This is a genomic window from Flavobacterium sp. (assembly GCF_049590715.1).
In the GTDB taxonomy this organism is placed as follows: Bacteria; Bacteroidota; Bacteroidia; order Flavobacteriales; family Flavobacteriaceae; genus Flavobacterium.
This window is the reverse complement of record NZ_JBAWDL010000222.1, coordinates 1-23,459: the sequence shown is the minus strand read 5'-3', so window position 1 is coordinate 23,459 and position 23,459 is coordinate 1. Positions and strand designations below refer to the sequence as shown.

Here is a 23,459-nt window from a genome sequence, read left to right as displayed (position 1 = left end):
CACAAAAGTAAGCTTTTCTATTTTATTTCTTTTGCAATAATACACCATAACCTTTTAAATGTTTGTTAATTAATGAAGAAATCAAGACTATTTTTATTTTATCCCACTTAAATTTGTTTTTGAACATTCTCAATGATGTAATAGGTTCAAAAAAACTATATTCTAACTCAAAAATTGACAGAAGAATAAGCTAAAAAATTACAGCAGATTCATAGATTTATTTTTTAATCTATACTTTTAAATTTTAATACAATTTGTGAATTAGCGGTTGAAAAGCTCATGACTCTGACGGAAACTTAACAATACTAAACTAACTTCCAAAAAAAAATACCATGCAAAAAATAAAAACCGCACTACTCTCCTATGGCATGTCTGGCAAAGTATTTCATGCACCTTTTATAACTTTACATCCTGGTTTTGAACTGATGGGTTCTTGGGAGCGTAGCTCAAAATTAATACAAGCAGATTATCCTGAAGTAAAAAGCTATCCGAGTTTAGAAAGCATTCTTGAAAGTGATGCCAACTTAGTTATCGTCAATACGCCCACTACTACGCATTATGAGTTTACTAAAAAAGTCTTAGAAGCTGGTAAACACGCTATTGTTGAGAAAGCATTTACCACCACCGTTGCCGAAGCCGAAGAATTAAAAGCTTTGGCTACGATCAAAGGATTAAAATTAGCTGTTTTCCAAAATCGAAGATGGGACAGTGATTTTAAAACAGTAAAAAAAATACTGAACGAAGGAAGTCTTGGTGAAATTGTAGAAGCTGAATTCCATTTTGACCGCTACAATCCTAATTTAAGTCCAAAACAACACAAAGAAACAGTAAATTCAGGGTCAGGAATTCTGAAAGATTTAGGACCTCATTTGATTGACCAAGCTTTATGTTTATTTGGTTTCCCCAATGCCGTTTATGCTAACATTCGAGTCACTAGAGAACATTCACTAGTTGATGATTGGATGGATATTATCTTGTATTACTCAAATCTAACGGTCAGATTAAAAGCAGGTGTTTTTAATCGTGAAATGATTCCATCCTTTATTCTTCAAGGTACTAAAGGAACTTTCTTAAAACCAAGAGGCGATATTCAAGAAGATTTATTAAAACTAAATTATAAACCCAATTTAGACGATTGGGGAACAGAAACCAAAGAAAACGAAGGTTTATGGCACACCGAAATTGATGGCAAAATAATACGTGAAAAAATCCCAACACTTCAAGGTAATTATTATGACTATTTTGATGGCATGCACCAAGCAATTACACAAAACAAACCAGAGCCTGTTACAGCTCATGAAGGCATTCAAGTCATGCAAATTATTGAAGCTGCTATAGAAAGTCATGCTAAAAAAAGAATGATTAGTTTATAATTTAACACCTCTTTACAATTCTATTGTCATCAAAATCAATCCTATGGTGATTGCTTTTTGTATTTTTGCATTATTCCTAAAAATATAAAAATTTGATTTTTTTTAATATAACAAGCCGATTTAAAGCCAAAGGCGAATACAAAAAGACATTTAAAAATGCTAAAGCATCATACCTCAACCGAGTACGTTGGGCGATTTCAATGTATTATTTTGGAAAAGGACTTTGTTTTGCATCCTGGGCAAGTCGAATACCTGATATCAAAACATCATTGCATCTTAGTGATGCAGCATTAGGAACGATTTTATTTGCTGTACCTCTCGGACAATTGGTTATCATGGGTTTTTCGGGAAAAATTGTAACGCGCTTCGGGAGTCATTGGGTTTTGCTTTTGACAACTTTTTTATATGTTTTCAGTCTTTCTAATATCGGCTTGGCAACGCAGCCATGGCATTTAGGTTTGGCTTTGTTTTTCTTTGGGATTTTTGCTAACATAACTAATATAGCGGTGAATACTCAAGGTGTATATGCCGAGAAATTATTCAAACGCACCATCATGTCTTCTTTTCATGGCATGTGGAGTTTTGCAGGTTTCATTGGGGCATTAATTGGATTAGGAATGTTAGCGCTACACCTTACCCCCCACCAACATTTTCTTATCATTCTACTTATTGTCAGTCTACTAATAGCATTTAATTATAAATATCTGATTCGTGCCAAAGAAATCCCAAAAGACCAGAATAAAAAGTTCTTTTCTAAACCAGATAAAAGCTTGTTAATGTTAGGTGTCATTGGATTTTGCTCGATGGCAAGTGAAGGCGTAATGTTTGATTGGAGTGGTGTTTATTTTAAAGATATTGTCAAAGCTCCTGGTCCTTTGGTTATTTTAGGCTATACCTCTTTTATGATTATGATGGCTTCGGGGCGATTTTTAGGAGATAGAATTATTTTAAAATATGGGCGAAAATTAATTTTACAAATCAGCGGTTTCTTGATTTCTACAGGTTTGTTTACAGCCGTAATTTTTCCCTACATTATCCCCTGTGTATTTGCATTTATGCTAGTTGGAATAGGTGTTGCAACGATAGTTCCTACCCTTTTTAGCATAGCTGGAAAAAATCCTAACTTACCTCCTGGAGAATCTATTACTATCGTATCGAGCGTGAGTTTCTTAGGTTTTTTAATGGGACCACCCATCATTGGTTACATAGCTGAAGCTTTTGGATTACGCTTTTCCTTTGCTTTTATTGGAATCTTTGGAATCTTAATTTCTTTTATGGTTAGTAAAATTAAATTAATACAAGAAGCATCATAATAATAAAAATCCCTTTCGAATTGCTTCAAAAGGGATTTTCGTAAAAATTTAAATGTTCTTTATATTAGAAACCATAATTAATTCCTAAACCAAATACTTCTCTAACCTGAACTGCTTTGATTGAATTGTCATCATAAATGGCTTGAAAAGCAATATTAGCCGACATGAATTTGTTGATCTTCATAACTACGTTCATTTGGTAATCCACATCTACATTTTGTGGAATATCTAAATAATTAGAATACAAGTTCAAAATGTTTTCCATCGTTACGTTTTCAAACAAAGTGAATTTATAATATGCATTTAAAGCCGCACCAAATTCAAATCGAGTATTCTTTCCTTGTTCTACACCGAATGAAGGTCCAAATTCAGTAAAGTGCTTGTGTACATAAATTAATCTTGATGTTGCTGGAGCAATATTTACTTTTAAAAGTTCAGATTTCTTCCAAAGCATACCTGGACCAACTTGTAAATAGGCAGGAGAAAAGAAATGAGAAATACGCGTATTTGTTTTAACATCAAATCCTGAATCCATTTGTGTTTTAAAATTCAAGAAACCTGAATAGAACCAGTACCCTGAAGCTTTGGTACCGTAAAGAGAAGTAAATTCTAAACGGTCATCCGTTTTAGACATTTCTTTGTCTTTTTGTTTCGTCAAACCATAGGCTGCGATAATTTTATTGTCCCAAATAGTACGAGTTGTTTTATAATTAAAATCATAATTGATCCCTAAATTCCCCGCAACACTAGAAGTCCCTCCTCCTAACCATTCATTGTTGAATGCTGATTGATTGAAAAGAAACGTAAAATTCCCTCCTCGTTTCCATCCTATATTTGTAGTGTCTTTTGCTTTGGTTTCGGCATCTGATGTTACCTTGATCAATTCTCCTTCAGTCTTTTGAGCAATAGTTACACTAAAACAAGCAAGTGCGAATAATAATATTAATTTTTTCATCATTTTCAATTTTTAAGCAAATATAAAATTTATTTTAAAAACCAAAAAACATGATAACAACTTAAAAAACAACATATTACACTTTAAAAGTATTAAAAAAAGAAAAAATAACACCAAAAAATAAGGTTGTATTTCATTGAAATACAACCTTTTAAATAGAATAACGAAGAAAAAAATATACTATTTTTTTCTTTATTAAAAATTGAAAGTATTTTTTAGTCAAACGTTTAAAATTAACGATAAACAGTTGCTTTTTTTGGACAAAATCTAAACTGTTTTTACCTTTTTATACAATGGCACTGCTGAACAGGCTTCACCATACATAATACTGCGTGCAAAAGGCTGCAAATAATGTGCTGCCAATACATACCCTCGCATAGGAACAGGTTTACGAGAACATCCCTTTATAATTACAGCTTTGTCTTGATACCCAGAATAATCAATTTTTGAGAGTAATTCTTCATACAAACTCGCCTCTAAATCTTCGAGGGAACCATTAATTATTTTCTTTGCAAAAGGAGCTAATTGAATAGTAACTAAGATAGAAGACCAGGCTGGTACAATCGCATCCGTACTACAGTGAATGGCAACCAAATGATCTTGATATTGCGACCAATCGTGATTTTTCAATGCTTCTCTAAAGTCTTTTTCTTTTAATAAAAAGCCCTCGATAAGCCATTGTGATATATCGATTTGTGTACGAATCCCTTTTGGATAATAATCTTCTAAATCAAAAACTTCGAGTTGGCTTTGTGCCACTTTGTTAATTATTTCCTCCATAATTTAGTCTTAAAGTCAAATGTCAAAAGTTATAAAGTCAAATACTTTGAGACTCTATGACTTCTAACTTTGGACTATATTAAAGCATTCCTAATTCTAGCTTAGCCTCTTCACTCATTAAGTCTTTGCTCCATGGTGGATCAAAAGTGATTTCCACTTCAGCATCTCTAATATGCTCTATTTTTTTTACTTTTTCCTCAACTTCTCTAGGCAAACTCTCTGCTACTGGACAGTTAGGAGAGGTAAGTGTCATTAAGATTTTTACGTCGAAATCGGTACTTACCATCACGTCATAAATTAATCCTAATTCATATATATCAACTGGAATCTCTGGATCGTAAATCGTTTTTAAAACTTTTACAATTGATTCGCCTAATTCGTTTGTGTCTATTTCTTGTTCCATTTTTCTGTTTTTTAAATTTTTAAACATATAAGTCTTATTTCTTTTAAAACATTTAAGAAATTTAAGAACATATAAGGTTTGTGTATATAAGCTTCTTTAATTGGTTTTAATTATCATTCTTCTTCTAATCTACGATATAAATCATTTACGTATGATTTTTGTCCATAGTCAAAAATATTTGTGACATTAAAATTTATCATCAATCCCATTGGTGCTTCGAGCAGATTCATATAAGATAATAACTTGGCGGTGTGAACAGGAATTATTTTATCAACGGCTTTTAATTCTACAACCAAACAATTCTCAATAAACAATTCTCAATAAACAAATCACATCTTAAATCCGATTCTAAACTTATGCCTTTATATTCAATAGGAATAATAAGCTCTGATTTAAAATTAACACCTCTTAACTTTAATTCATGAATCATACATTTATGATAAACACTTTCCAAAAGTCCGGGTTCTAAATGTTTATGAATATCTATAGCTGCTCCATTCACTTGATACATTAAATTTTTCAAATACTTTTTTGTAACCATTCAAATTTAATTTATGTTGTAGTATTCAAAAATAATCATTTATCTGTTTTTAAAAAACCTCAGTATTCAACTTAAATGCTCTTAAAATTTTTCTCCACACCAAAACTTAATTGTTCTTAAGTTTCTTATATGGTTTAAAAAAAAATCATCGATTTATATCTTAAATGTTTCAATTTTTAAACCGCTCCAAGCTTAAATGCTCTTACTTTTCTTAAATGGTTTAAAAAAAATTACGCCTTAGCATTGAATGCAATCGCATACATCTTGATGTTCTTAATCATCGATACTAATCCATTTGCTCTAGTGGGTGATAAATGTTCTTTTAATCCTATATCATCGATAAAACTCATGTCTGAATTAATGATATCAATAGCCGATTGATTCGAAAAAACACGAATCAATATTGCGATAATTCCTTTGGTTAAAATCGCATCACTATCGGCAGTAAAAACAATTTTATCCTCATTTTGTTCTCCTTTCAACCATACTTTTGATTGGCAGCCTTTGATTAAATTATCGTCGGTTTTATATTCTTCGTTTATGAGTGGTAATTTTTTCCCAAGTTCGATGATGTATTCATAGCGTTCCATCCAGTCATCAAACATTGAAAACTCATCAACTATTTCATCTTGTATTGCTTTAATTGTCATTGTTTTGTTTTGCAAATGAATTTATTTTTTCTACTATTTTTTTAATTTCTTCGGGTGGAAATCCATGATCAAAACTACTCGATTCATACTTTTTGTCTTGGTAGGTAATTGCTAAATTAGCTATGGCGGCTCCATCATGAAACCTTTTTTGCGTCGGCGCTTTTAAAGTTTCTAGTTGGATTAAATCGACCTTTTCAAACAAACCAACGAACGCATTCCAATCCTTGTCAGAAATTTTTATTTTATTGGGTTTTTCGTTTCCCGAACGATCGGTTGTAACCCAAAATTCTTGATTATTAATGGTTATCTTTTGATAAAAACCTCTCGTATTCGCTACATATTCAACTACTGCCGTTTTCATATCTATATCAGAATGCGCACAACCACTTTTGGTGATAAAAAGACTAAGAAGTAATAGCGAGAGTATTTTCATAGTTCAGTCTTTATGATAACATCATTTTCGCTTTTTTGACCGCTGCCACAAGGCTATCAATTTCTTCTTTGGTATTGTAAAAAGAAATAGAAGCACGAATGGTTCCTGGAATTCCGTAAAATTGCATAATCGGTTGTGCACAGTGGTGTCCCGTACGAACAGCGATTCCTAATTTATCTACAATCGAACCAATATCATACGGATGAATCCCTTCGATATTAAAAGAAATCACCGATGTTTTATTTTTAGAAGTTCCAAAAATACGCAAACCTTCAATTTCTAATAATTGTTTCGTTGCATAGTCCAACAACTCCAGTTCTTGTTGTTGAATGTTCTCAAATCCCACTGAATTCATATAATCAATAGCCGTTCCTAAAACTATTCCACCTGCAATATTAGGCGTTCCTGCTTCAAATTTATGTGGCAAATCAGCATAGGTAGTTTTTTCGAAAGAGACTTCTTTGATCATTTCACCTCCACCTTGATATGGCGGTAATTTATTCAACCAAACTTCTTTTCCATATAAAATTCCTGTTCCCGTAGGCCCACACATTTTATGACCAGAGAAAACATAAAAATCACAATCCAATTCTTGAACATCGGGCTTGATATGCGGTACCGCTTGTGCGCCATCAATCAAAATAGCAGCCCCTACTTCATGTGCTTTTTCAATCATGTATTTCACAGGATTGACTGTTCCCAGTGCATTGGAAATATGATTTACCGTAACGATTTTAGTTTTATCCGATAACAATTTATCGTACTCCGCCATAATCAATTCCCCTTCGTCATTTATTGGAATTACCCTAAGTGTAGCTCCTGTTTTTTCGCAAAGCATTTGCCAAGGCACGATGTTGCTATGGTGTTCCAATGAAGAAACAACGACCTCATCCCCTGGTTTCAAAATAGCTGCAAATCCATTGGCAACCAAATTAATTCCAAAAGTCGTCCCTGAAGTAAACAGCACTTCATGTGCGTGTTCAGCGTTGATATGCGCTTGCACTTTTCCACGAGAAATCTCATAGGCATCAGTAGCTAACTGGCTTAACGTATGCACGCCTCGATGAATATTAGCATTAATTTCTTGGTAATATTTAGCAATGGCATCGATCACCACTTGTGGTTTTTGAGAAGTGGCTCCGTTATCGAAATATACTAAAGATTTTCCGTTTACTTTTTGAGAAAGAATAGGAAAATCGGCTCTTATTTTTGTAATATCTAGCATAATTATTTAGAAAAATTCTAAATACAAAAGTACTAATTCTAAATTGTTTTAGCCACGAATTCACGAATTTTTAGGATTTGATTATAATATTCATTTTTGAGGCAAATGGGAGGAATCAATTTAACTATTTATACTCTAAAAATAATTAAATTGCGGTTAAAACCTATTGAAAATGAAAAGAATACTCCTCTTTCTAATCCTAACCATAGCGCTTATTCTCACATATTTTGGATGGACTACTTATCCCAAATTGGATTTGATTTCAGGCTTTTCAGCCAAAAGTGTGGCTTCGGGACATTTTATAGACCATCGGCCACTTGAATTAATTGAAGCACAAGATAATGATATTGATTTGCTTGATTTGGCAACCAATGCGATTGATGAAACTAAAAAACAAGCCACTGCATCGGTTTATGGCATCAAAAAACGAAAGGCCATTTATCGTCATGGACTTGGCGCTACTTTAATCAACGATAATTTTGATACCTCCAAACCCTATTTAATTCCTAAAAGATTAAAATCAAAACCTGGACTATATCCTTATGGAAATCAAAAACCGCAAGACACACTTTTTGACAACATCGATTATCAAAAATTGAATGTGGCTGTAGACAATGCTTTTGACATTGGGAATCGAAAAGAAAAACGATCTCGGGCTGTAGTTGTTATTTATAAAGATAAAATTGTGGCCGAAAAATACGCGCATGGCTTCAATGAAAAAAGTAAAATATTAGGATGGTCAATGACCAAAAGTATTACAAGTGCCGTTTTTGGTGTTCTAGTGCAACAAGGGAAATTTGACATTTATAAACCCGCACCTATTCCCGAATGGAAAAAAGACGACCGCAAGAACATTACCACCAATGATTTGCTACACATGAATTCAGGTTTAGAATGGGTCGAAAATTACAGTACTATTTGTGATGCTACACAAATGCTTTTTCAAGCCGAAGACATGGGAAAAGTACAAATGGACAAAGCAATTGCTTACAAACCTAATACGCATTGGAACTACTCCTCAGGAACGACTAATTTACTGTCTAAAATTTTGCGAAGCCAATTCAAAAACCATCAAGACTATTTGGATTTTTGGTACATGAATTTAATTGACAAAATAGGCATGCATTCGATGATTATTGAAACCGATATGGTTGGAAATTATGTGGGATCATCCTACGGTTGGGCAACTACCAGAGATTGGGGAAAGTTTGGATTACTCTATTTGCACAAAGGCAATTGGAATGGCGAGCAAATCCTAAGTCCTAGTTGGGTTCAATATTCCGCAACGCCCACCGCAACTTCGAACAAAGGTTATGGAGCACAATTTTGGCTCAATGCCGGTGGCAAATTTCCCGATGCGCCTAAAGACCTATTTTACTGCAGTGGATTTCAAGGACAGATGATTGCTATAATTCCCTCCAAAAAAATGGTCATTGTTCGAATGGGACTCATGGGTGACAAGGCATTTGATTTTAATATGTTTTTAAAAGAGATTGTTGAAACTATCCATTAATAAGATAAATTTTTCTTACAATGGGGTAAAATTAAGAACATGAAATCCAGAAAAATAAAATAAATTGTACCTTCTTATAACATTAAATCAAACAAACATGATTACACTACTCATTAACAAAAAAAAATATAGCATTGATGTCACTCCTGACATGCCTTTACTATGGGCTATTCGAGACAGTATAGGACTTACAGGAACTAAATACGGTTGCGGTGTTGGAGCGTGTGGCGCTTGTAAAATTTTAGTTAATGACGAAATCACTTTTTCCTGTTTGACACCTGTTTCTGAAGCCGTAGGAAAATCCATCCTTACAATTGAAGGAACTACTGAAAACCTACAACTGCTTCAAAAATCATGGGAAGAGTTTAATGTACCGCAATGTGGTTTTTGTCAGCCAGGACAGCTCATTGCTGCCACTTATTTATTAAACAATAATACGAATCCATCAGAGACTGATATTGATGATGCTATGAGTGGAAATATTTGTCGTTGTGGTACCTACCCACGTATCAAAAATGCCATAAACCATGCTGTTGAACTTAAAAAAAGAAACAAATAATGAGTAACATCCAAAATATAAGCAGACGTTCTTTTCTAAAAAATGTAGGATTGACATCAGGAGGATTAATTATAGCGGGACAGTTTTCATTATTTGCGAATGAAAAAGATTCGGTTTTAGCAGGTAGTTTTAACCCCAATTTATTTGTCGAATTGAATGCTGATGGTAGTTTAATTATCGTTGCTTCTCGATCTGAAATGGGGAATGGTGTTCGAACATCTTTACCATCAATAGTTGCTGACGAAATGGACGCAGATTGGAATAAAGTGAGCATCAAGCAAGCTACAGGTGATGCAAAATATGGCGATCAAAACACTGACGGTTCCAGAAGTGTGCGTTATCTATTTGATACCATGCGAAAAATGGGAGCTACTACGCGAATGATTTTAATTTCGGCTGCAGCCAAAAAATGGAATGTACCTGATACAGAATGCCGTGCTGAAAACCACTTTATTGTTCATAGTAGCGGAAAGAAAATTGGTTTTGGTGATTTAGTCGAAATAGCGAAAACTATTGACATACCAAAAGAGCTAACTTTTAAAGATCCAAAAGATTATAAATACATCGGCAAGAAACTAAAAACAGTTGATGTCAAAAAATACGTTACTGGAAGCGCTGTCTTTGGACTCGATTTCCGTTTGCCTAATATGAAATATGCTGCCATTGCTCGTTGTCCCGTTACTTATGGAACAGTGAAATCGTTCAATAAAGACAATGCCATGAAAATCCCTGGAGTTGAAGCGATTTTTGAAATTCCAAGAATCGCAAAAGCTTTTGGTCCACTAGGAGGAGTAGTCGTAGTTGCTACCAATACTTGGGCCGCCTTCAAAGGAAAAGAGGCTTTAGAAATTGAATGGGACAATGGCAAAAATGTCGTTTACGATTCAGAACAATATATGACTGAACTAACCGAAAAAGTACATACTCCAGGTCAAGTCATTAAAGAAAACGGCGATGTTAATAAAGCTTTTGACAAAGCAACAAAAATAGTCGAAAGTACCTTCCAACTGCCACACCTTGCGCATGCCCCTATGGAAGTACCAAATGCGGTGGCATGGGTTCAAGGAGATCGTTGTGAGGTATGGGCGCCTCTACAAGATCCTCAATCCGCTCGTAGAGAAGTTAGTGCTTTCTTAAAAACTGATCTGGATAAAGTCACGATAAATGTAACACTACTTGGTGGTGGTTTTGGACGTAAATCAAAACCTGATTATGCAGTGGAAGCAGCCATGATTTCGAAACAAATAAATGCACCAGCTCAAGTGGTTTGGACTCGTGAGGACGAAATTCAACACGGTTATTATCATACTGTGAGTGCACAATATTTAAAAGCTTCCTTAGACAAAAAAGGCAATGTGACAGGCTGGTTGCATCGTTCCGCCTTTCCATCGATTCGCTCTACATTTGACCCTACAGCTGAGGTGCCTGCTAGTGGTGAAATAGATAGTGCATCAAATATCCCTTATGAGTTTCCTAATTTTAAAGTCGAAGTGGGAAAAGTAAAACCACATGTCAGAATTGGCTGGTTACGTTCCGTTATTAATATCTTACACGGTTTTTCTATCAATATTTTTGTAGACGAATTAGCGCAAGCTGCCAATCAAGATCCGTTAGTATTTAGACTAAATTTATTAGGAGAAGACAAAGTCCCTACAGGAAAAGGAGCTAATAAATACAATAATGTTAGACTGAAAAATGTCCTTAAAATAGCAGCCAAAAATGCCGATTGGGGGAAAAAGTTACCCGAAGGTCATGCCTACGGATTAGCAGTACAATATAGTTTTTTGACTTATGTAGCTTCCATCGTTGAAGTATCAATCGTAGATGACTTAGTAAAAGTACACAATGTATATACTGCTGTGGATTGCGGAAAAGTAATCAACAAAGACACTATTGAAGCACAAATACAGGGGGCAACTATGTTTGGAATTTCATTAGCTTATTATGGAAAAATTACTGCTAAAGACGGCGCTATCGAGCAATCTAATTTTGGAGATTATAGGATCGCTCGTATGAGTGATGCTCCAAAAATACATATCGAAATTGTGGATAGTAATGAAGACCCCACAGGTATTGGGGAACCTGGTGTGCCCGTAATTGCGCCTGCGATTTACAATGCTGTTTTTAAACTTACTGGTAAAAGATACTACAATATGCCTTTGAGTGATTACGAATTGGCTTAATCCTATAGTTGCTATTACATGAATCATTGGATTAGTCTTTTACAAGAATTTGAAACAAAAAAAACACCTGTTGCTTTAGTAACTGTTACTAAGGTTTTAGGCTCTGCTCCTTGCCGTTTGGGCTCTAAAATGATTGTTGTTAATAGACAAGAATTTTACGGTACTATTGGCGGTGGAAAATTAGAGTTCCAAGTCATAGATGAAGCAGTAAAAACAATAAAAAACAATAAAACCACTTCCTTTACATACACACTGGGCCCTGAATTTGAACAATGTTGTGGCGGAAAAGTAGAACTTATGATTGAACCTATGAATCAAGCGCCAGAGTTATATATCTTTGGCGCAGGACATATCGGTGTTGCTATATCTAATGTTTTGATTGGCACTCCTTTTAAAATCAATTTATTAGACAGTCGGGAAGGTTGGAGAGAAACGATTGTCATTGATAAAAACGTGAATTTTATTGATGCTCCTTTTGATTTGTACAAACAAAAGGTAAATTGGGGCTCTAATTGTTACTGTGTCATTCTAACTCATGACCATAAATTAGATTTTGAAATCACGGCTTTGGCATTGCATTCGGAGACCAAATATATTGGTTTAATAGGAAGTAAAACCAAGAAAAACAAATTCAACGGAATGCTTATTCATGAATTGAATTTTGAACAAGGCATTAGTCCAGTACATTGCCCTATAGGTTTAGATTTAGGTGGAAACAATCCTCATGAAATTGCCATTAGCATTGCTGCTGAACTATTACAAATTTATTATGGAAAATAAACCAGTTTTTGTAATGCTTGCTGGAGGAAAATCAGAGAGAATGGGTTTTCCTAAAGGTTTATTGGCGTACAAAAATACGGTTTGGATTCTAGAGCAACTCAACCGCATTTCACAATCAACTATAACCATCGTTTATGTGGGATTGGGTTTTTATCATCAAGACTATTTTTGTGTAATTCCCTGGTTGAAAGATGCTCAAGAAAAATTTGTCTGCTATAATAATTTAAAAATAAAAGTAGTGGTGAATCTTGAACCTGAACGTGGTTCGTTTTCTATGTTGAAAACCATTTTGCATCAAATTCCTAAAAAACATTCGGTTTTAATTCACCCTATTGATGTACCCATTTTGAATGCTAACGAATTAGAAAAAATCATTACAACCGAAAATTGTATTGTCTTACCTAATTATAAAGGCAAGAATGGTCATCCTATAAAAACCTCCCCTTCTTTTTGGAATCCTATTTTACGAATGGAGATTATGGACGAAAATGCTCGTTTGGATTTTTTAATCAAAAAAAAGAATCCTAAAAAGCTAGCAAATGTAGCTGTTCAGGATTCAGATAGTATACTTAATTTGAATACACCCGAAGACTGGGATCGTTTCATTCAAAAAAGCGTGATTTTATCGTAATTTTTTCACCATTTCAGGGGTTACTATTGATTTATTATTTCCCCAACTTGCGTACACATACGTTAAAACATCTGCCACTTGTTGATCTGTAAGATTTTGTTTTGGCATAGGAGTATTGTATTTTTTCCCATTTACAGTAATCGCCCCTAATGAACCATTTAGAATTTGCTTTATAGACCTATTGACATCTGCATTCAAGTAATCTGATTTGGCTAATGGAGGAAAAGCACCTGGAATTCCAGCTCCATTCATCTGATGGCATGACATGCACACTTTGTTGTAAATAGATTTTCCTTTGCTAGCTTGTTGTACAATAGTAGAAACAGGTATTTCCTCACCTTCTGTTGGGTTGGTAAAACTAAATAAGCCAAAGGCAATAAAAACACTTCCTAATAGATATTTTTTCATAATTTAAAACTAGTTAAATAGTTGGTTCGTTATTGATTATAATAAAATCAAAAACTAAGCCATCCCTTCCTATTCATTAATAATGGTTAATTTTCATTTATATTGAGGTAAAATAAGACCGTTTTTAAGCTTCTGTCACGAATTTTTTTTAATTTTAGAAATAATCCATATTAGACTCCAGGAACAGTCAGAAATAAATACGCAGTACTCTTTAATGTCCTAATCAATTTACTTTAAATTGCTATAAATGTATGCCTCAAGTCCTTCTAGTTCGTCATCAGTCATAGCTTTAGTAATGGCAAAATTAGCTTTCATAACTTCAAATTGACTGGGATCTACAATTGCTTCACTACCGCCTTTTAAAAATTTTACGATGTCGCTATTTTTATCTTTATAGGTTTTTGCAATTTCTTGAACACTTGGACCAATTGTTTTAGTATCCACTTTGTGACAGGTTGCACAATTCCCTTTGCCATTGAAAATATTTTCGCCCAGTTGCGCAGGAGTTTTATTAGACGCCGGCATTCCTTCTGAAACAGCTTCTTTTATAGTTTCTTCCGATTGTCCAAAAGGTTCCGCTTCTTGCTTTTTGCAAGCAAAAACGAGAAACACTAAACAAAATAGGAGTGTTTTTTTCATCTTATTATTTATTATTAGATTCTAATTTAGGTTTAATTTGGGATATAAAGAATGATATTTATCAAACTATTTATTCAACAGTATCGCAGCTTCTTTGGCAAAATAAGTTGAAATTAAACTAGCCCCCGCACGCTTGATACACATAAGTTGCTCCATCATGATTTTGTCATTATCAAGCCAACCTCTTTCAGCAGCGGCTTTGATCATGGCGTATTCGCCAGAAACGTGATAAACCGTTACAGGAACATTGACTGCATTTTTGACTTCGCGTACAATGTCTAAATAGGCAATTCCAGGTTTTACCATCACCATATCAGCACCTTCTTCAACATCCCAAACAGCTTCTTTAATGGCTTCAATGCGATTAGCATAATCCATTTGATAGGTTTTTTTGTCTTTGGGTATTTCGACAGGCTCAGCATTAGTTGTAGTATCTTTTGGTGCGCTGTCTAAAGCATCACGAAAAGGCCCATAAAATGCCGATGCATATTTAGCCGAATAACTCATAATACCCACGTTGTGAAACCCCGCCGCATCCAATCCTTGACGCAAACGCAAGACACGTCCATCCATCATATCCGATGGTGCTACAAAATCAGCACCCGCCTCCGCATGAGAAACTGCCATTTTTACCAAGGCTTGGACAGTAGAGTCGTTTTCTACATCGCCATTAGCAATGATGCCATCGTGGCCATAAATAGAATACGGATCCAAGGCTACATCAGGCATGACAATCATCTCCGGACAAGCGGTTTTGATCGCTCTAATGGTTTGTTGCATCAATCCATTAGGATTCCATGCTTCAACACCTTTGTTATCTTTTAAATTCTCAGATACTTTGACATAAATATTCACAGCACGAATGCCTAAAGCAAACAATTCTTTGACTTCTTCAACAGTTAAATCAATTGAACGACGAAAAATACCAGGCATGGATGGAATTTCAACTTTTACATTTTCGCCCTCTGCTACAAACATAGGAAACATAAAATCGGATGGACTTAAACTTGTTTCACGAACTAACGAACGAATGGATTCATTAGTACGTAATCTTCTGCCTCTGTGTATTGGAAACATATGTCTTTAATTTATCAGTTAAAATATATCGTTTATTTTTTTAAAAACCTGCTTTATAGACTTTGATGCATTAAAGCGATGTCCTACATAAATTTCAATTTGAGATCTTGTATTGACTAAATCAGGTTTGTATTTAGTATCATATTCAAAATTTTGATAATTATACTTTATTCCTGAAAAGATATTTTTTCCATTATATCCTATAGAAAAATTCATTTTATAATTATAATTGAAATTGGTTCGTTTAGTCTCTTCTAATAAATCTTCGTTTGCTTTTTTGAAAGTACTTTGGGAATAATTAACACCTATCCCTGGATGTATTCCAAATGAACCAACCCAACGCTTATCTATTACGAGGTTATACATATACCCCATCTGAAGCATAAAATCAAATGAATTAATTTGGGATAAATTCTTGAAACTATTGTAGTTGTTGTCTACTATTAATTTATTAAAATAATACCCAATTGAAGGAATAAAACTTCCAGCACTAATTAATTGCCTTTCGGTCAAATTTTCAAAAGCACGATACGAAAAATTATTGTTTAAGATATAAAAGGTTCTTCCTCCTATGGTTTGTTTATTCAATTCAGGAAAAGAAAACGTTCTGCCGCTGTTATCGTCTAAATAATACCCCGTTCTGTTTTTATAATCAATTTCTTGTCGGAGTCTGTCAGAGTAAAAAAATTTAAAACTCAAATCTAATGTTTTCGTTTGTGCTATTCCATTTCCTTTTTCTTGTAAAAAGTTAGGCGAAGTTGAAATAAACAGTCCTAAAAAATCATAATCAAAGGATAATCTTAAATTTAATTTTTGGTTGGTATGAAATATATTTTTATCAGAGTTTAAACTTTCAAAATTTTTGGTCTGAAAACTCTCTTCTTCCGAGTTGACATCGACTTTTAGAATCATTTTATCAAAGTAATTTACTCGGTAAATTGGATTGTATTTATGATTCATAGCGTGTTCCAAAGCGCCGTCTTCCTGAGCTTGAAGATAGTTTGAAAAAAACACACAAATAACAATAACTCTAAACATAATAGATTTTTACTCTGTTATATTACCCAATCTTTAGGATTAATTAATGCCTTAATTAATTTTTCTTCCTCACTTCCTTTTTCAGGATGATGATCATACACCCACTGAACATGTGGTGGTAAACTCATCAAAATACTTTCGATTCTTCCATTGGTTTTTAGACCAAATAAAGTTCCTTTATCATGTACTAAATTGAACTCCACATAGCGCCCACGACGTATTTCTTGCCAAGTTCTATTAGCATCCGAATATACTAAATTTTTTCTTTTTTCCACTATAGGAACGTATGCGTCAAGAAAACTGTTACCTACTTCGGACACAAAATTAAACCAATCTTGCATTTTTATCGTTTCGGTTTCTTTACAATAATCAAAGAACAATCCTCCTATTCCTCGTGCTTCATTACGATGTGCATTCCAAAAATAAGCATCACATTGCTTTTTGTATTGAGGGTAAAAGTCTGAATTATGCTTATCGCAAGCCGTTTTACAAGTTTGATGAAAATGAACCGCATCTTCTTCAAATAAATAATAAGGTGTTAAATCTTGTCCACCACCAAACCATTGCTGAATTACTTTTCGTGGACCTGTACTGAGCTCTGTCGAAGTATCATACATTTCAAAATAACGCCAATTAGCATGTACTGTAGGTACCATTGGGTTTTTTGGGTGTAAAACCAAACTCAATCCACAAGCAAAAAAATCCGCTTCGCCTACGCCAAACATTTTTTGCATGGCATCTGGTAATTTTCCATGAACGGCTGAGATATTGACACCGCCTTTTTCAAAAACGGCTCCGTTCTCAATTACGCGAGTTCTTCCTCCACCTCCTTCTGGACGATCCCAAAGATCTTCTTTGAATTTAGCTTGACCATCAACGGCTTCTAAACCTTGGCAAATTTGATCTTGTAAGGTTTGTATGTATTGGTAAAATTTATTTTTCATTTAATTGAAATGCAAAAAGTGTTTAAAAAGTGTTTAAAAGTGTTTAAAAAGTGTTTAAAAGTGTTTAAACGATTTCCCAGAAATACCCTGGCGTGTTAACAATCTTACCTTCTATCCTCAATGCAGAAAGATAATTAGTAACTTTATTTTTTTTCTTTTCATCTGAAAGAGCAGTCGATAATTTAGGAATAATTAAGTTATCAATTTTATCTCGTTTCGTTTTTCCCCATTTTTTAAGGCATTCAAGTATCATCTCTTTAAAATGTGCGTCATCAAAACTACGATTAGCTAAATATTCAGCTTGTAAATTTTCATCATTTGTTGACTCAATAATATCATACGATAAATAAATGTTAGGTCTTCTACCTTCGATATAATTAGTTTTCTTTAAATACTTAAATTCAATTTCATTAATCTCTTTGTGCTTCTGAACCTTATCTAATAAAATGATTTCGTTTAATGTCAATTTTGAATTTTGTATAAGAATTCGAGCGAAATTCTCATCCAAAATCTTACCTGTTATTGTTACTTTTACTTTGTTGTCTTCAAAATTGTAATCTGGTAATGGGAAAAATCGTTGTTTTTGAAAATTAAATATTTTTCTAATTCCACCCCCTTGAGTCTCAATCATATCTAAATTTTTCATTGCTTCAACCAAAAACGGGTTTCGATACACTTCCTCGGGAGTATCGTTTAAAACAACATCTTCTACAGATTTTGGCAAAAAAGAGCCATAATTAGAAAACACTAAGTGGTCATCTTCAAACTCAACTACATTAATTCTTGCACCTTTAGAATAATCTTGATGAGCAATTGCATTATTTAATGACTCTCGAATAGTAAATGGTTCATAACGCAATACCTCGTCAGGAAATAGTGTACCATCACGAAGATAACGGTATTTTAAATTCCGTATTTTCTTGAAAACTTCGTCTATTGATAATAATAATGGAACTGAAAATATTTCAAAATCTTTGTCTTGATTATCAAGAGTTTTTAAATTCCATCTAATCTTTACCGAAGAATTTAAAAAATGCTCTGACTCTTCTTTTCCTAAAAGAATTAAAGCAGTTCTTGTTATTTTCCCTTTAATAGTAAGTTTTGCTTTGTTTAAAAAATCAGTATCCTTCCAATGATCAACATCATCTGAATATTTAGGATTTCTCTTTTTGAATTCTATTCGTGCTTTTAGTATAGCATCTTGATCTAAATCTTCAATAGTCGCCTCTTCGATAATAACTTTAGACCAATCTTCATTTACTTGAACTTGTGTCAAAATCGCATCCAAACGAGCTTTTGTCATTTCTACCAAATTATCATCTATGCGTTGCCATGTTTTTTTATGAGCGTAAACAGGTAGTCTAAATTGATGTTTGGGAATATAAAAAACCCAAACAATCTTTTTAGTGTCAGAAGCAATGAATTCCTGAACACTAAATGCTTCAATATTTAAATTGGTTACATTTCCATTTATTCTAAATCTAATATCTTCAATTGTATAGCCTGCAAATTCTTGAATACCTACAATTTCAAGTGTTTGATCATGAATACCTATAATTAAATGTCCCCCTTGCATATTTGCAATGGCTGAAATATAAGAGATGACATCATCTCCTGCTCTTCCAGAAACAGCACTTTTTAAAGACTTAAATTCTTTCCACTCACATTTTTCGTTTTCAAGTGGGTAGTTAGTTTTTAAATAGTCGTGTAGCTCTTTTTCTGTCATTTCAGTCATAATTGTTACTTACAAATATAGGAAAGCAAACTTAGTTTTTAAGTAAATCATCAACTACTTCACCCCGTACTCCTTCACTGCATCAATAAACGCCTTCGCGTGATCCACAGGAATATTTGGTAAAATACCGTGGCCTAAATTCACGATGTATTTGTCTTTACCAAATTCGTCAATCATTTCGTGAACCATTTTCTTAATCACAGGAATTGGCGATAATAATCTTGATGGATCGAAATTTCCTTGTAAAGTGATGTTTCCACCAGATAAATAACGAGCATTTCTTGGCGAACACGTCCAATCTACTCCTAAAGCAGAAGCACGGCTTTTTCCCATTTCGTTCAAAGCAAACCAACATCCTTTTCCAAAAACAATTACTGGTGCATCATCAGCTAATGCTTCCACGATTTGGTTAATGTATTTCCATGAAAATTCCTGATAATCTGTTGGAGATAACATTCCGCCCCAAGAATCAAAAATTTGAACGGCATTAACTCCCGCTTTTACTTTTTCTTTTAGGTATAAAATAGTTGTATCAGTGATTTTTTGCAATAAAACATGGGCAGCTTCTGGATGTTGAAAACAGAATCCTTTGGCCATATCAAAACTTTTAGAACCTTTTCCTTCTACTGCATAACACATAATAGTCCAAGGCGAACCTGCGAAACCAATTAATGGCACCTCATCGTTCAACATTTCCTTGGTCAATTTGATGGCGTCAAAAACGTATCCTAAAGTTTCATGAACATCAGGAACAATTACTCTTTCCACATCTTGAATCGTGCGAATAGGATTAGGTAAATACGGACCAAAATTAGGTTTCATCTCTACATCAATTCCCATAGCTTGTGGAATTACCAAGATATCCGAGAATAAAATTGCAGCATCTGGAGCAATTCTACGAATAGGTTGCACGGTAATTTCAGCAGCCAACTCTGGCGTTTGACAACGGGTAAAAAAATCATATTTATCACGCAAAGCGATAAATTCAGGCAAATACCTACCCGCTTGACGCATCATCCATACTGGTGGACGTTGCACTGTTTCTCCTTTTAATGCTCTTAAAAATAAGTCGTTTTTTATCATTTTCTTATTATTGGCTAGTCGCTTTTGGCTTTTAGCTGATTATTTTTTGATTTTGCGTTTTTATTTATCCAAAGGAATAGAAAAGCCTAATGCCATTGCTCCACTGAATTGTTCTACTGCTGGGTGGTAGTAGTAAGTAAATTCTACATCTACATTATGTTTTTTTCCTAAAGCTAATCCAATAGAAAACGGTATATGTGGTAGTATACCCTTTTTTTGAATATCATTAGTTTTGGCCGTATAAGTTTCAAAAGAACCTGCGGACAAACCAATACCAACTTCAATATAAGGAGCAACATATGGAATTGGGGCGCAAATCCGAGCTTTACCACCAAGTAAAAATGCATTTGATGTCACCTTATACCCAAATGGATTTGATTTATTGTCTTTATTTTCAGATGTTAATATAAGTCCAGCATATGGTTTTATTCCAAACCATTTTGAAATACCGATGACATATTCTGCTTGAGCGTAGAAACCTGTTCCTATAATATCTTCGTAATCGTAAGGCACACTTATACCGTAACCTATAGATGCTTTAATGGCTTTGCCTATTTTGGGTTGTGCCTTAGTTTGGAAAGCTGTAATTATTGTTAAAAATATAAGACCAATAATTTTGTATAGGTGAATTTTCATTTGTTGTGCTATTTTATTTTGCTCAAAGCCATTTTAATTTTTACTCCCTATTTTCCTATTCAGAAATAGGTTTATAATGTTGTAATACTTCCACAATCACCTCTTCGATAGTTGGGATTTCTGGAATTACAATGTTTTTAATTTTCTTTCCTTCTAATGCTGATGCAGTGGTCGTACCAATGCAAAAACAAACTTCTTTTTTAATCTTATTATTGGATAAATAACTTTCCACCGCCGATGGGCTGAAGAACATTATTCCATCAAAGTTTTCTTGATCTGATATTTTGAAAGGAGCCAACTTGGTTTCGTACACTTCTATTTCGTTAAAAGTGATACCAGCGTCTTTTAAAGCTTTAGGCAAGGTTTCCCTGCGTAAGTTTCCACTCAAAAAAGTGTAGCTTTCTTTGTTGTAAATCAACGTAATGATTTCGGCCAATTCCGATGCGTAGTCTAGGTAGACATCCACAGTAAAACCATTTGCTTCTAATAATTCTTTGGTTTTAATCCCAACACAAAAAACAGGTTTGGTTTTTAAAACTTCCCAACCGTTTTGTTCCATCAAACTCAAAACAGCATTTTGACTACTAAAAATTAAATTATTATTAATTTTATTCAGTTCAAAAAGGTTATTTTTTATTTCGATAAAATCTTGTTCCAATAGATCAAAATCAGCATCAAGAAAGACTTGTCTTTGTTCTGCCGATAATGTTTTGGTGGATAATATGCTTATTTGGCTCATTGTTTCTTTAGATTATTTTTAATTTCTGCCATCAATTCCGCTCCGCCGTTATCTAAAATTTCTTTGGCTGCATAAAATCCTAGTTTTTTCCATTCTTCGATAGGAACTATTTTGTCCACTTCCATTTTTTGCTTTCCATCTAATGAAAATAATGCTCCTTGAAAATGAATCGTATCATCCTCCTCATTGTATTTTGCCAAAGCCCCAATGGGAGCGGTACAACCACCTTCCAAAGTTCGTAAAAATTGGCGTTCTATATAGGTAGCAATTTCCGTTTCGATATCGTTCAAATGAGATAAAGCATCCAGCGTAAAATTATCATTCCCCAAGGCCACAACCAGCATAGCACCTTGTGCAGGAGCAGGAATCATCCAGTCTAAAGCAATATGATTTTCAGGATTTAAATTGATGCGTTCCAGTCCAGCAGCAGCAAACACTGCTCCGTTCCAGTCGTTATCGGCTAGTTTTTGCATACGTAAATTGACATTTCCCCGTAAATCCACTACTTTATGAGTCGGATATTTATTCAACCATTGCGCTTGACGACGCAAACTTCCAGTAGCAATTGTTCCGCTTCCATTTAGGAAATCAAGGTTTCCTTTGTAAGCTAGAACGTCGACGGTATTAGCTCTTTCAAGTACAGCCGCTTGCACAATTCCTATTGGCAAAGCTGTAGGTACATCTTTCATAGAATGCACAGCAATATCAACATCACCATTTATCATGGCAACGTCTAATGTTTTGGTAAAAATTCCGGTAATTCCTAGTTCGTATAAGGGTTTATCTAGAACGATATCTCCTGTAGATTTCACGGCAACAATTTTGGTTTTAAACCCTAAATCATTTAGCTTTTTTTGAACAGTATGGGCTTGCCACAAAGCCAATTCACTATCTCGAGTACCAATACGTATTGTTTTTTCTGCCATTTTTATTTTTTGCAAATGTTTTTAAACATTTAATTTTTTATAACCATTAAGAAATTAAGGTTATTAACTAGGCTTTTTAAATTTTCAGCTACCAATTCACGAATTAAAATTCTTTCACTTTTTATAAATAGAATACAGATTAATTCTGTTTGCTTAATGAATCTTAATTTCTTAATGGTTTAATTTTAAAAAAAAATTATTTAACCAAAGCCTCGATTTTGAATACTCTTTCAATCCATTCGATGCTTTCATCAACCATTGTACCTTCGTCTTTTAGATGATTCGCAAACTGCGTAGTAATCTTTTGAATGATTCTTGCACTGATAATCTCGGCTTGTTCTTCGTTGAAACCGGCTATTTTTTTACTTTGAAAATTCAATTCGGCTTTTTTGATGTCATTCAATTTGGCTTTCAATGCGTTGATTGTTGGCGCAAATTTTCGTCCTTTAGTCCAAGTAATGAATTCCTCTTTTATTTCTTCAATAATAGCCTCTGCTTCAGGAATGTGTTTTTTTCTATTTTCCAATGTTTCATCTGTCAATTCAGAAAGATAATCCATATGAATCAACGTTACACCTTCTATCTCCTCAACATCCTCATTTACATTCTTAGGAATCGATAAATCCAGAATCAACAAAGGTTTCTTTAGATTCAAAATGGCTTTATCGACCGTTGGGTTTTGAGCACCAGTGGCTACGACCAAAACATCCGCTTTTTGCAATTCTAGATGCAATTCAGAATAATCTTTTACAATTAAATTCAATTTACCTGCTAGTTTTTCAGCTTTGTCTTTAGTTCTATTAATCAGTGTGATATGCTCGTTTTTGGTATGTTTGACCAAATTTTCACAGGTATTTCTACCGATTTTCCCTGTTCCGAAAAGCAGAATATTTTT

26 protein-coding genes are annotated in these 23,459 nt (G+C 34.0%); 7 read left to right on the top strand and 19 right to left on the bottom strand.

From position 1 onward, the window contains the following. Nucleotides 1–332: 332 nt before the first annotated feature. Together WBQ70_RS10325 and WBQ70_RS10320 are read left to right on the top strand one after the other, a co-directional pair. Complete coding sequence (locus tag WBQ70_RS10325) at nucleotides 333–1,373, top strand: Gfo/Idh/MocA family oxidoreductase (protein ID WP_423913745.1); 1,041 nt, start codon at nucleotides 333–335, stop codon at nucleotides 1,371–1,373. Nucleotides 1,374–1,465: 92 nt separating this feature from the next. Further along, nucleotides 1,466–2,686, top strand: coding sequence for an MFS transporter (locus WBQ70_RS10320; RefSeq protein WP_423913743.1), 1,221 nt, complete (start codon nucleotides 1,466–1,468; stop codon nucleotides 2,684–2,686). A 64-nt stretch (nucleotides 2,687–2,750) separates the two neighbouring features. Here the strand turns inward: WBQ70_RS10320 and WBQ70_RS10315 are convergent, their stop codons facing one another. The 8 genes from WBQ70_RS10315 to WBQ70_RS10280 form a co-directional block, all read right to left on the bottom strand. Continuing rightward, nucleotides 2,751–3,641, bottom strand: a complete 891-nt coding sequence (locus WBQ70_RS10315; protein WP_423913747.1) for a DUF3078 domain-containing protein — start codon at nucleotides 3,639–3,641, stop codon at nucleotides 2,751–2,753. A gap of 267 nt (nucleotides 3,642–3,908) precedes the next feature. After that, nucleotides 3,909–4,421 carry a DUF2480 family protein gene (locus WBQ70_RS10310; protein ID WP_423913740.1) on the bottom strand — a complete coding sequence of 171 codons (513 nt, stop codon included), beginning with the start codon at nucleotides 4,419–4,421 and terminating at the stop codon, nucleotides 3,909–3,911. 79 nt (nucleotides 4,422–4,500) lie between these two features. Continuing rightward, nucleotides 4,501–4,824: a DUF59 domain-containing protein gene (locus tag WBQ70_RS10305; protein ID WP_423913737.1), complete on the bottom strand. Its 324-nt coding sequence runs from the start codon at nucleotides 4,822–4,824 to the stop codon at nucleotides 4,501–4,503. A gap of 113 nt (nucleotides 4,825–4,937) precedes the next feature. Continuing rightward, entirely contained in the window at nucleotides 4,938–5,120 is a 183-nt protein-coding gene (locus tag WBQ70_RS10300; protein ID WP_423913734.1) for a GxxExxY protein, read from the bottom strand. Further along, entirely contained in the window at nucleotides 5,111–5,365 is a 255-nt protein-coding gene (locus tag WBQ70_RS10295; RefSeq protein ID WP_423913732.1) for a GxxExxY protein, read from the bottom strand. Before WBQ70_RS10295 ends, WBQ70_RS10300 begins: the two co-directional genes overlap by 10 nt. Nucleotides 5,366–5,595: 230 nt before the next feature. After that, entirely contained in the window at nucleotides 5,596–6,015 is a 420-nt protein-coding gene (locus WBQ70_RS10290; protein WP_423913729.1) for a SufE family protein, read from the bottom strand. Further along, nucleotides 6,005–6,448, bottom strand: coding sequence for a hypothetical protein (locus tag WBQ70_RS10285; protein ID WP_423913727.1), 444 nt, complete (start codon nucleotides 6,446–6,448; stop codon nucleotides 6,005–6,007). The genes WBQ70_RS10290 and WBQ70_RS10285 overlap by 11 nt, the downstream gene beginning before the upstream one ends. Before the next feature lie 10 nt (nucleotides 6,449–6,458). Continuing rightward, complete coding sequence (locus WBQ70_RS10280) at nucleotides 6,459–7,673, bottom strand: aminotransferase class V-fold PLP-dependent enzyme (RefSeq protein ID WP_423913724.1); 1,215 nt, start codon at nucleotides 7,671–7,673, stop codon at nucleotides 6,459–6,461. A 172-nt stretch (nucleotides 7,674–7,845) separates the two neighbouring features. On the opposite strand from WBQ70_RS10280, the gene WBQ70_RS10275 reads away from it, so the two are divergent. From WBQ70_RS10275 to WBQ70_RS10255, 5 genes are all read left to right on the top strand, one after another. Continuing rightward, nucleotides 7,846–9,186, top strand: a complete 1,341-nt coding sequence (locus tag WBQ70_RS10275) for a serine hydrolase domain-containing protein (protein WP_423913721.1) — start codon at nucleotides 7,846–7,848, stop codon at nucleotides 9,184–9,186. Between the two features lie 97 nt (nucleotides 9,187–9,283). Further along, nucleotides 9,284–9,745, top strand: coding sequence for a (2Fe-2S)-binding protein (locus WBQ70_RS10270; RefSeq protein WP_423913718.1), 462 nt, complete (start codon nucleotides 9,284–9,286; stop codon nucleotides 9,743–9,745). Next, complete coding sequence (locus tag WBQ70_RS10265; protein ID WP_423913716.1) at nucleotides 9,745–11,928, top strand: molybdopterin cofactor-binding domain-containing protein; 2,184 nt, start codon at nucleotides 9,745–9,747, stop codon at nucleotides 11,926–11,928. The genes WBQ70_RS10270 and WBQ70_RS10265 overlap by 1 nt, the downstream gene beginning before the upstream one ends. 18 nt (nucleotides 11,929–11,946) lie before the next feature. After that, entirely contained in the window at nucleotides 11,947–12,708 is a 762-nt protein-coding gene (gene xdhC / locus WBQ70_RS10260; RefSeq protein ID WP_423913713.1) for a xanthine dehydrogenase accessory protein XdhC, read from the top strand. Continuing rightward, the gene (locus WBQ70_RS10255; protein WP_423913711.1) at nucleotides 12,698–13,339 is read left to right on the top strand and encodes a nucleotidyltransferase family protein; all 642 of its coding nucleotides are present in this window, start codon (nucleotides 12,698–12,700) and stop codon (nucleotides 13,337–13,339) included. Before xdhC ends, WBQ70_RS10255 begins: the two co-directional genes overlap by 11 nt. Here WBQ70_RS10255 and WBQ70_RS10250 read toward each other — a convergent pair. From WBQ70_RS10250 to WBQ70_RS10200, 11 genes are all read right to left on the bottom strand, one after another. Further along, nucleotides 13,331–13,747, bottom strand: coding sequence for a c-type cytochrome (locus tag WBQ70_RS10250; protein WP_423913708.1), 417 nt, complete (start codon nucleotides 13,745–13,747; stop codon nucleotides 13,331–13,333). The genes WBQ70_RS10255 and WBQ70_RS10250 overlap by 9 nt on opposite strands. Before the next feature lie 228 nt (nucleotides 13,748–13,975). Next, on the bottom strand, nucleotides 13,976–14,386 hold the full coding sequence (locus tag WBQ70_RS10245) for a c-type cytochrome (protein ID WP_423913705.1): 411 nt from the start codon (nucleotides 14,384–14,386) through the stop codon (nucleotides 13,976–13,978). 66 nt (nucleotides 14,387–14,452) lie between these two features. Then, nucleotides 14,453–15,463, bottom strand: a complete 1,011-nt coding sequence (hemB, locus tag WBQ70_RS10240; protein ID WP_423913702.1) for a porphobilinogen synthase — start codon at nucleotides 15,461–15,463, stop codon at nucleotides 14,453–14,455. Between the two features lie 18 nt (nucleotides 15,464–15,481). After that, complete coding sequence (locus tag WBQ70_RS10235; protein ID WP_423913700.1) at nucleotides 15,482–16,501, bottom strand: DUF4421 family protein; 1,020 nt, start codon at nucleotides 16,499–16,501, stop codon at nucleotides 15,482–15,484. 17 nt (nucleotides 16,502–16,518) lie between these two features. Beyond that, nucleotides 16,519–17,445 (bottom strand): oxygen-dependent coproporphyrinogen oxidase, encoded by a 927-nt coding sequence (gene hemF / locus WBQ70_RS10230; RefSeq protein ID WP_423913698.1) that lies wholly within the window; start codon nucleotides 17,443–17,445, stop codon nucleotides 16,519–16,521. 64 nt (nucleotides 17,446–17,509) lie between these two features. After that, nucleotides 17,510–19,180, bottom strand: coding sequence for an ATP-binding protein (locus WBQ70_RS10225; RefSeq protein ID WP_423913695.1), 1,671 nt, complete (start codon nucleotides 19,178–19,180; stop codon nucleotides 17,510–17,512). A 54-nt stretch (nucleotides 19,181–19,234) separates the two neighbouring features. Next, on the bottom strand, nucleotides 19,235–20,263 hold the full coding sequence (hemE, locus tag WBQ70_RS10220; protein ID WP_423913694.1) for a uroporphyrinogen decarboxylase: 1,029 nt from the start codon (nucleotides 20,261–20,263) through the stop codon (nucleotides 19,235–19,237). Nucleotides 20,264–20,323: 60 nt separating this feature from the next. Beyond that, nucleotides 20,324–20,899, bottom strand: coding sequence for a hypothetical protein (locus WBQ70_RS10215; protein WP_423913691.1), 576 nt, complete (start codon nucleotides 20,897–20,899; stop codon nucleotides 20,324–20,326). Nucleotides 20,900–20,954: 55 nt separating this feature from the next. After that, a complete protein-coding gene (locus WBQ70_RS10210) occupies nucleotides 20,955–21,638 on the bottom strand; it encodes a uroporphyrinogen-III synthase (protein ID WP_423913688.1) in 684 nt (227 codons plus the stop codon). Next, nucleotides 21,635–22,564 carry a hydroxymethylbilane synthase gene (gene hemC / locus WBQ70_RS10205; protein ID WP_423913685.1) on the bottom strand — a complete coding sequence of 310 codons (930 nt, stop codon included), beginning with the start codon at nucleotides 22,562–22,564 and terminating at the stop codon, nucleotides 21,635–21,637. Before hemC ends, WBQ70_RS10210 begins: the two co-directional genes overlap by 4 nt. A 196-nt stretch (nucleotides 22,565–22,760) precedes the next feature. Continuing rightward, nucleotides 22,761–23,459, bottom strand: a 699-nt coding sequence (locus tag WBQ70_RS10200) for a saccharopine dehydrogenase NADP-binding domain-containing protein (RefSeq protein WP_423913682.1), incomplete at its 5' end; no start/stop codon positions are given.

Excerpts from the sequence above, each read along its gene's own strand:
- WBQ70_RS10255 (WP_423913711.1), top strand. The coding sequence starts at position 12,698 with ATGGAAAATAAACCAGTTTTTGTAATGCTTGCTGGAGGAAAATCAGAG.
- WBQ70_RS10245 (WP_423913705.1), bottom strand. The coding sequence starts at position 14,386 with ATGAAAAAAACACTCCTATTTTGTTTAGTGTTTCTCGTTTTTGCTTGC.
- WBQ70_RS10280 (WP_423913724.1), bottom strand. The coding sequence starts at position 7,673 with ATGCTAGATATTACAAAAATAAGAGCCGATTTTCCTATTCTTTCTCAA.
- WBQ70_RS10290 (WP_423913729.1), bottom strand. The coding sequence starts at position 6,015 with ATGACAATTAAAGCAATACAAGATGAAATAGTTGATGAGTTTTCAATG.
- hemF (WP_423913698.1), bottom strand. The coding sequence starts at position 17,445 with ATGAAAAATAAATTTTACCAATACATACAAACCTTACAAGATCAAATT.
- hemE (WP_423913694.1), bottom strand. The coding sequence starts at position 20,263 with ATGATAAAAAACGACTTATTTTTAAGAGCATTAAAAGGAGAAACAGTG.
- WBQ70_RS10295 (WP_423913732.1), bottom strand. The coding sequence starts at position 5,365 with ATGGTTACAAAAAAGTATTTGAAAAATTTAATGTATCAAGTGAATGGA.
- WBQ70_RS10210 (WP_423913688.1), bottom strand. The coding sequence starts at position 21,638 with ATGAGCCAAATAAGCATATTATCCACCAAAACATTATCGGCAGAACAA.
- hemC (WP_423913685.1), bottom strand. The coding sequence starts at position 22,564 with ATGGCAGAAAAAACAATACGTATTGGTACTCGAGATAGTGAATTGGCT.
- WBQ70_RS10215 (WP_423913691.1), bottom strand. The coding sequence starts at position 20,899 with ATGAAAATTCACCTATACAAAATTATTGGTCTTATATTTTTAACAATA.
- WBQ70_RS10265 (WP_423913716.1), top strand. The coding sequence starts at position 9,745 with ATGAGTAACATCCAAAATATAAGCAGACGTTCTTTTCTAAAAAATGTA.
- WBQ70_RS10275 (WP_423913721.1), top strand. The coding sequence starts at position 7,846 with ATGAAAAGAATACTCCTCTTTCTAATCCTAACCATAGCGCTTATTCTC.
- WBQ70_RS10315 (WP_423913747.1), bottom strand. The coding sequence starts at position 3,641 with ATGAAAAAATTAATATTATTATTCGCACTTGCTTGTTTTAGTGTAACT.
- xdhC (WP_423913713.1), top strand. The coding sequence starts at position 11,947 with ATGAATCATTGGATTAGTCTTTTACAAGAATTTGAAACAAAAAAAACA.
- WBQ70_RS10270 (WP_423913718.1), top strand. The coding sequence starts at position 9,284 with ATGATTACACTACTCATTAACAAAAAAAAATATAGCATTGATGTCACT.
- WBQ70_RS10325 (WP_423913745.1), top strand. The coding sequence starts at position 333 with ATGCAAAAAATAAAAACCGCACTACTCTCCTATGGCATGTCTGGCAAA.
- WBQ70_RS10310 (WP_423913740.1), bottom strand. The coding sequence starts at position 4,421 with ATGGAGGAAATAATTAACAAAGTGGCACAAAGCCAACTCGAAGTTTTT.
- WBQ70_RS10305 (WP_423913737.1), bottom strand. The coding sequence starts at position 4,824 with ATGGAACAAGAAATAGACACAAACGAATTAGGCGAATCAATTGTAAAA.
- WBQ70_RS10250 (WP_423913708.1), bottom strand. The coding sequence starts at position 13,747 with ATGAAAAAATATCTATTAGGAAGTGTTTTTATTGCCTTTGGCTTATTT.
- WBQ70_RS10285 (WP_423913727.1), bottom strand. The coding sequence starts at position 6,448 with ATGAAAATACTCTCGCTATTACTTCTTAGTCTTTTTATCACCAAAAGT.
- WBQ70_RS10225 (WP_423913695.1), bottom strand. The coding sequence starts at position 19,180 with ATGACTGAAATGACAGAAAAAGAGCTACACGACTATTTAAAAACTAAC.
- hemB (WP_423913702.1), bottom strand. The coding sequence starts at position 15,463 with ATGTTTCCAATACACAGAGGCAGAAGATTACGTACTAATGAATCCATT.
- WBQ70_RS10235 (WP_423913700.1), bottom strand. The coding sequence starts at position 16,501 with ATGTTTAGAGTTATTGTTATTTGTGTGTTTTTTTCAAACTATCTTCAA.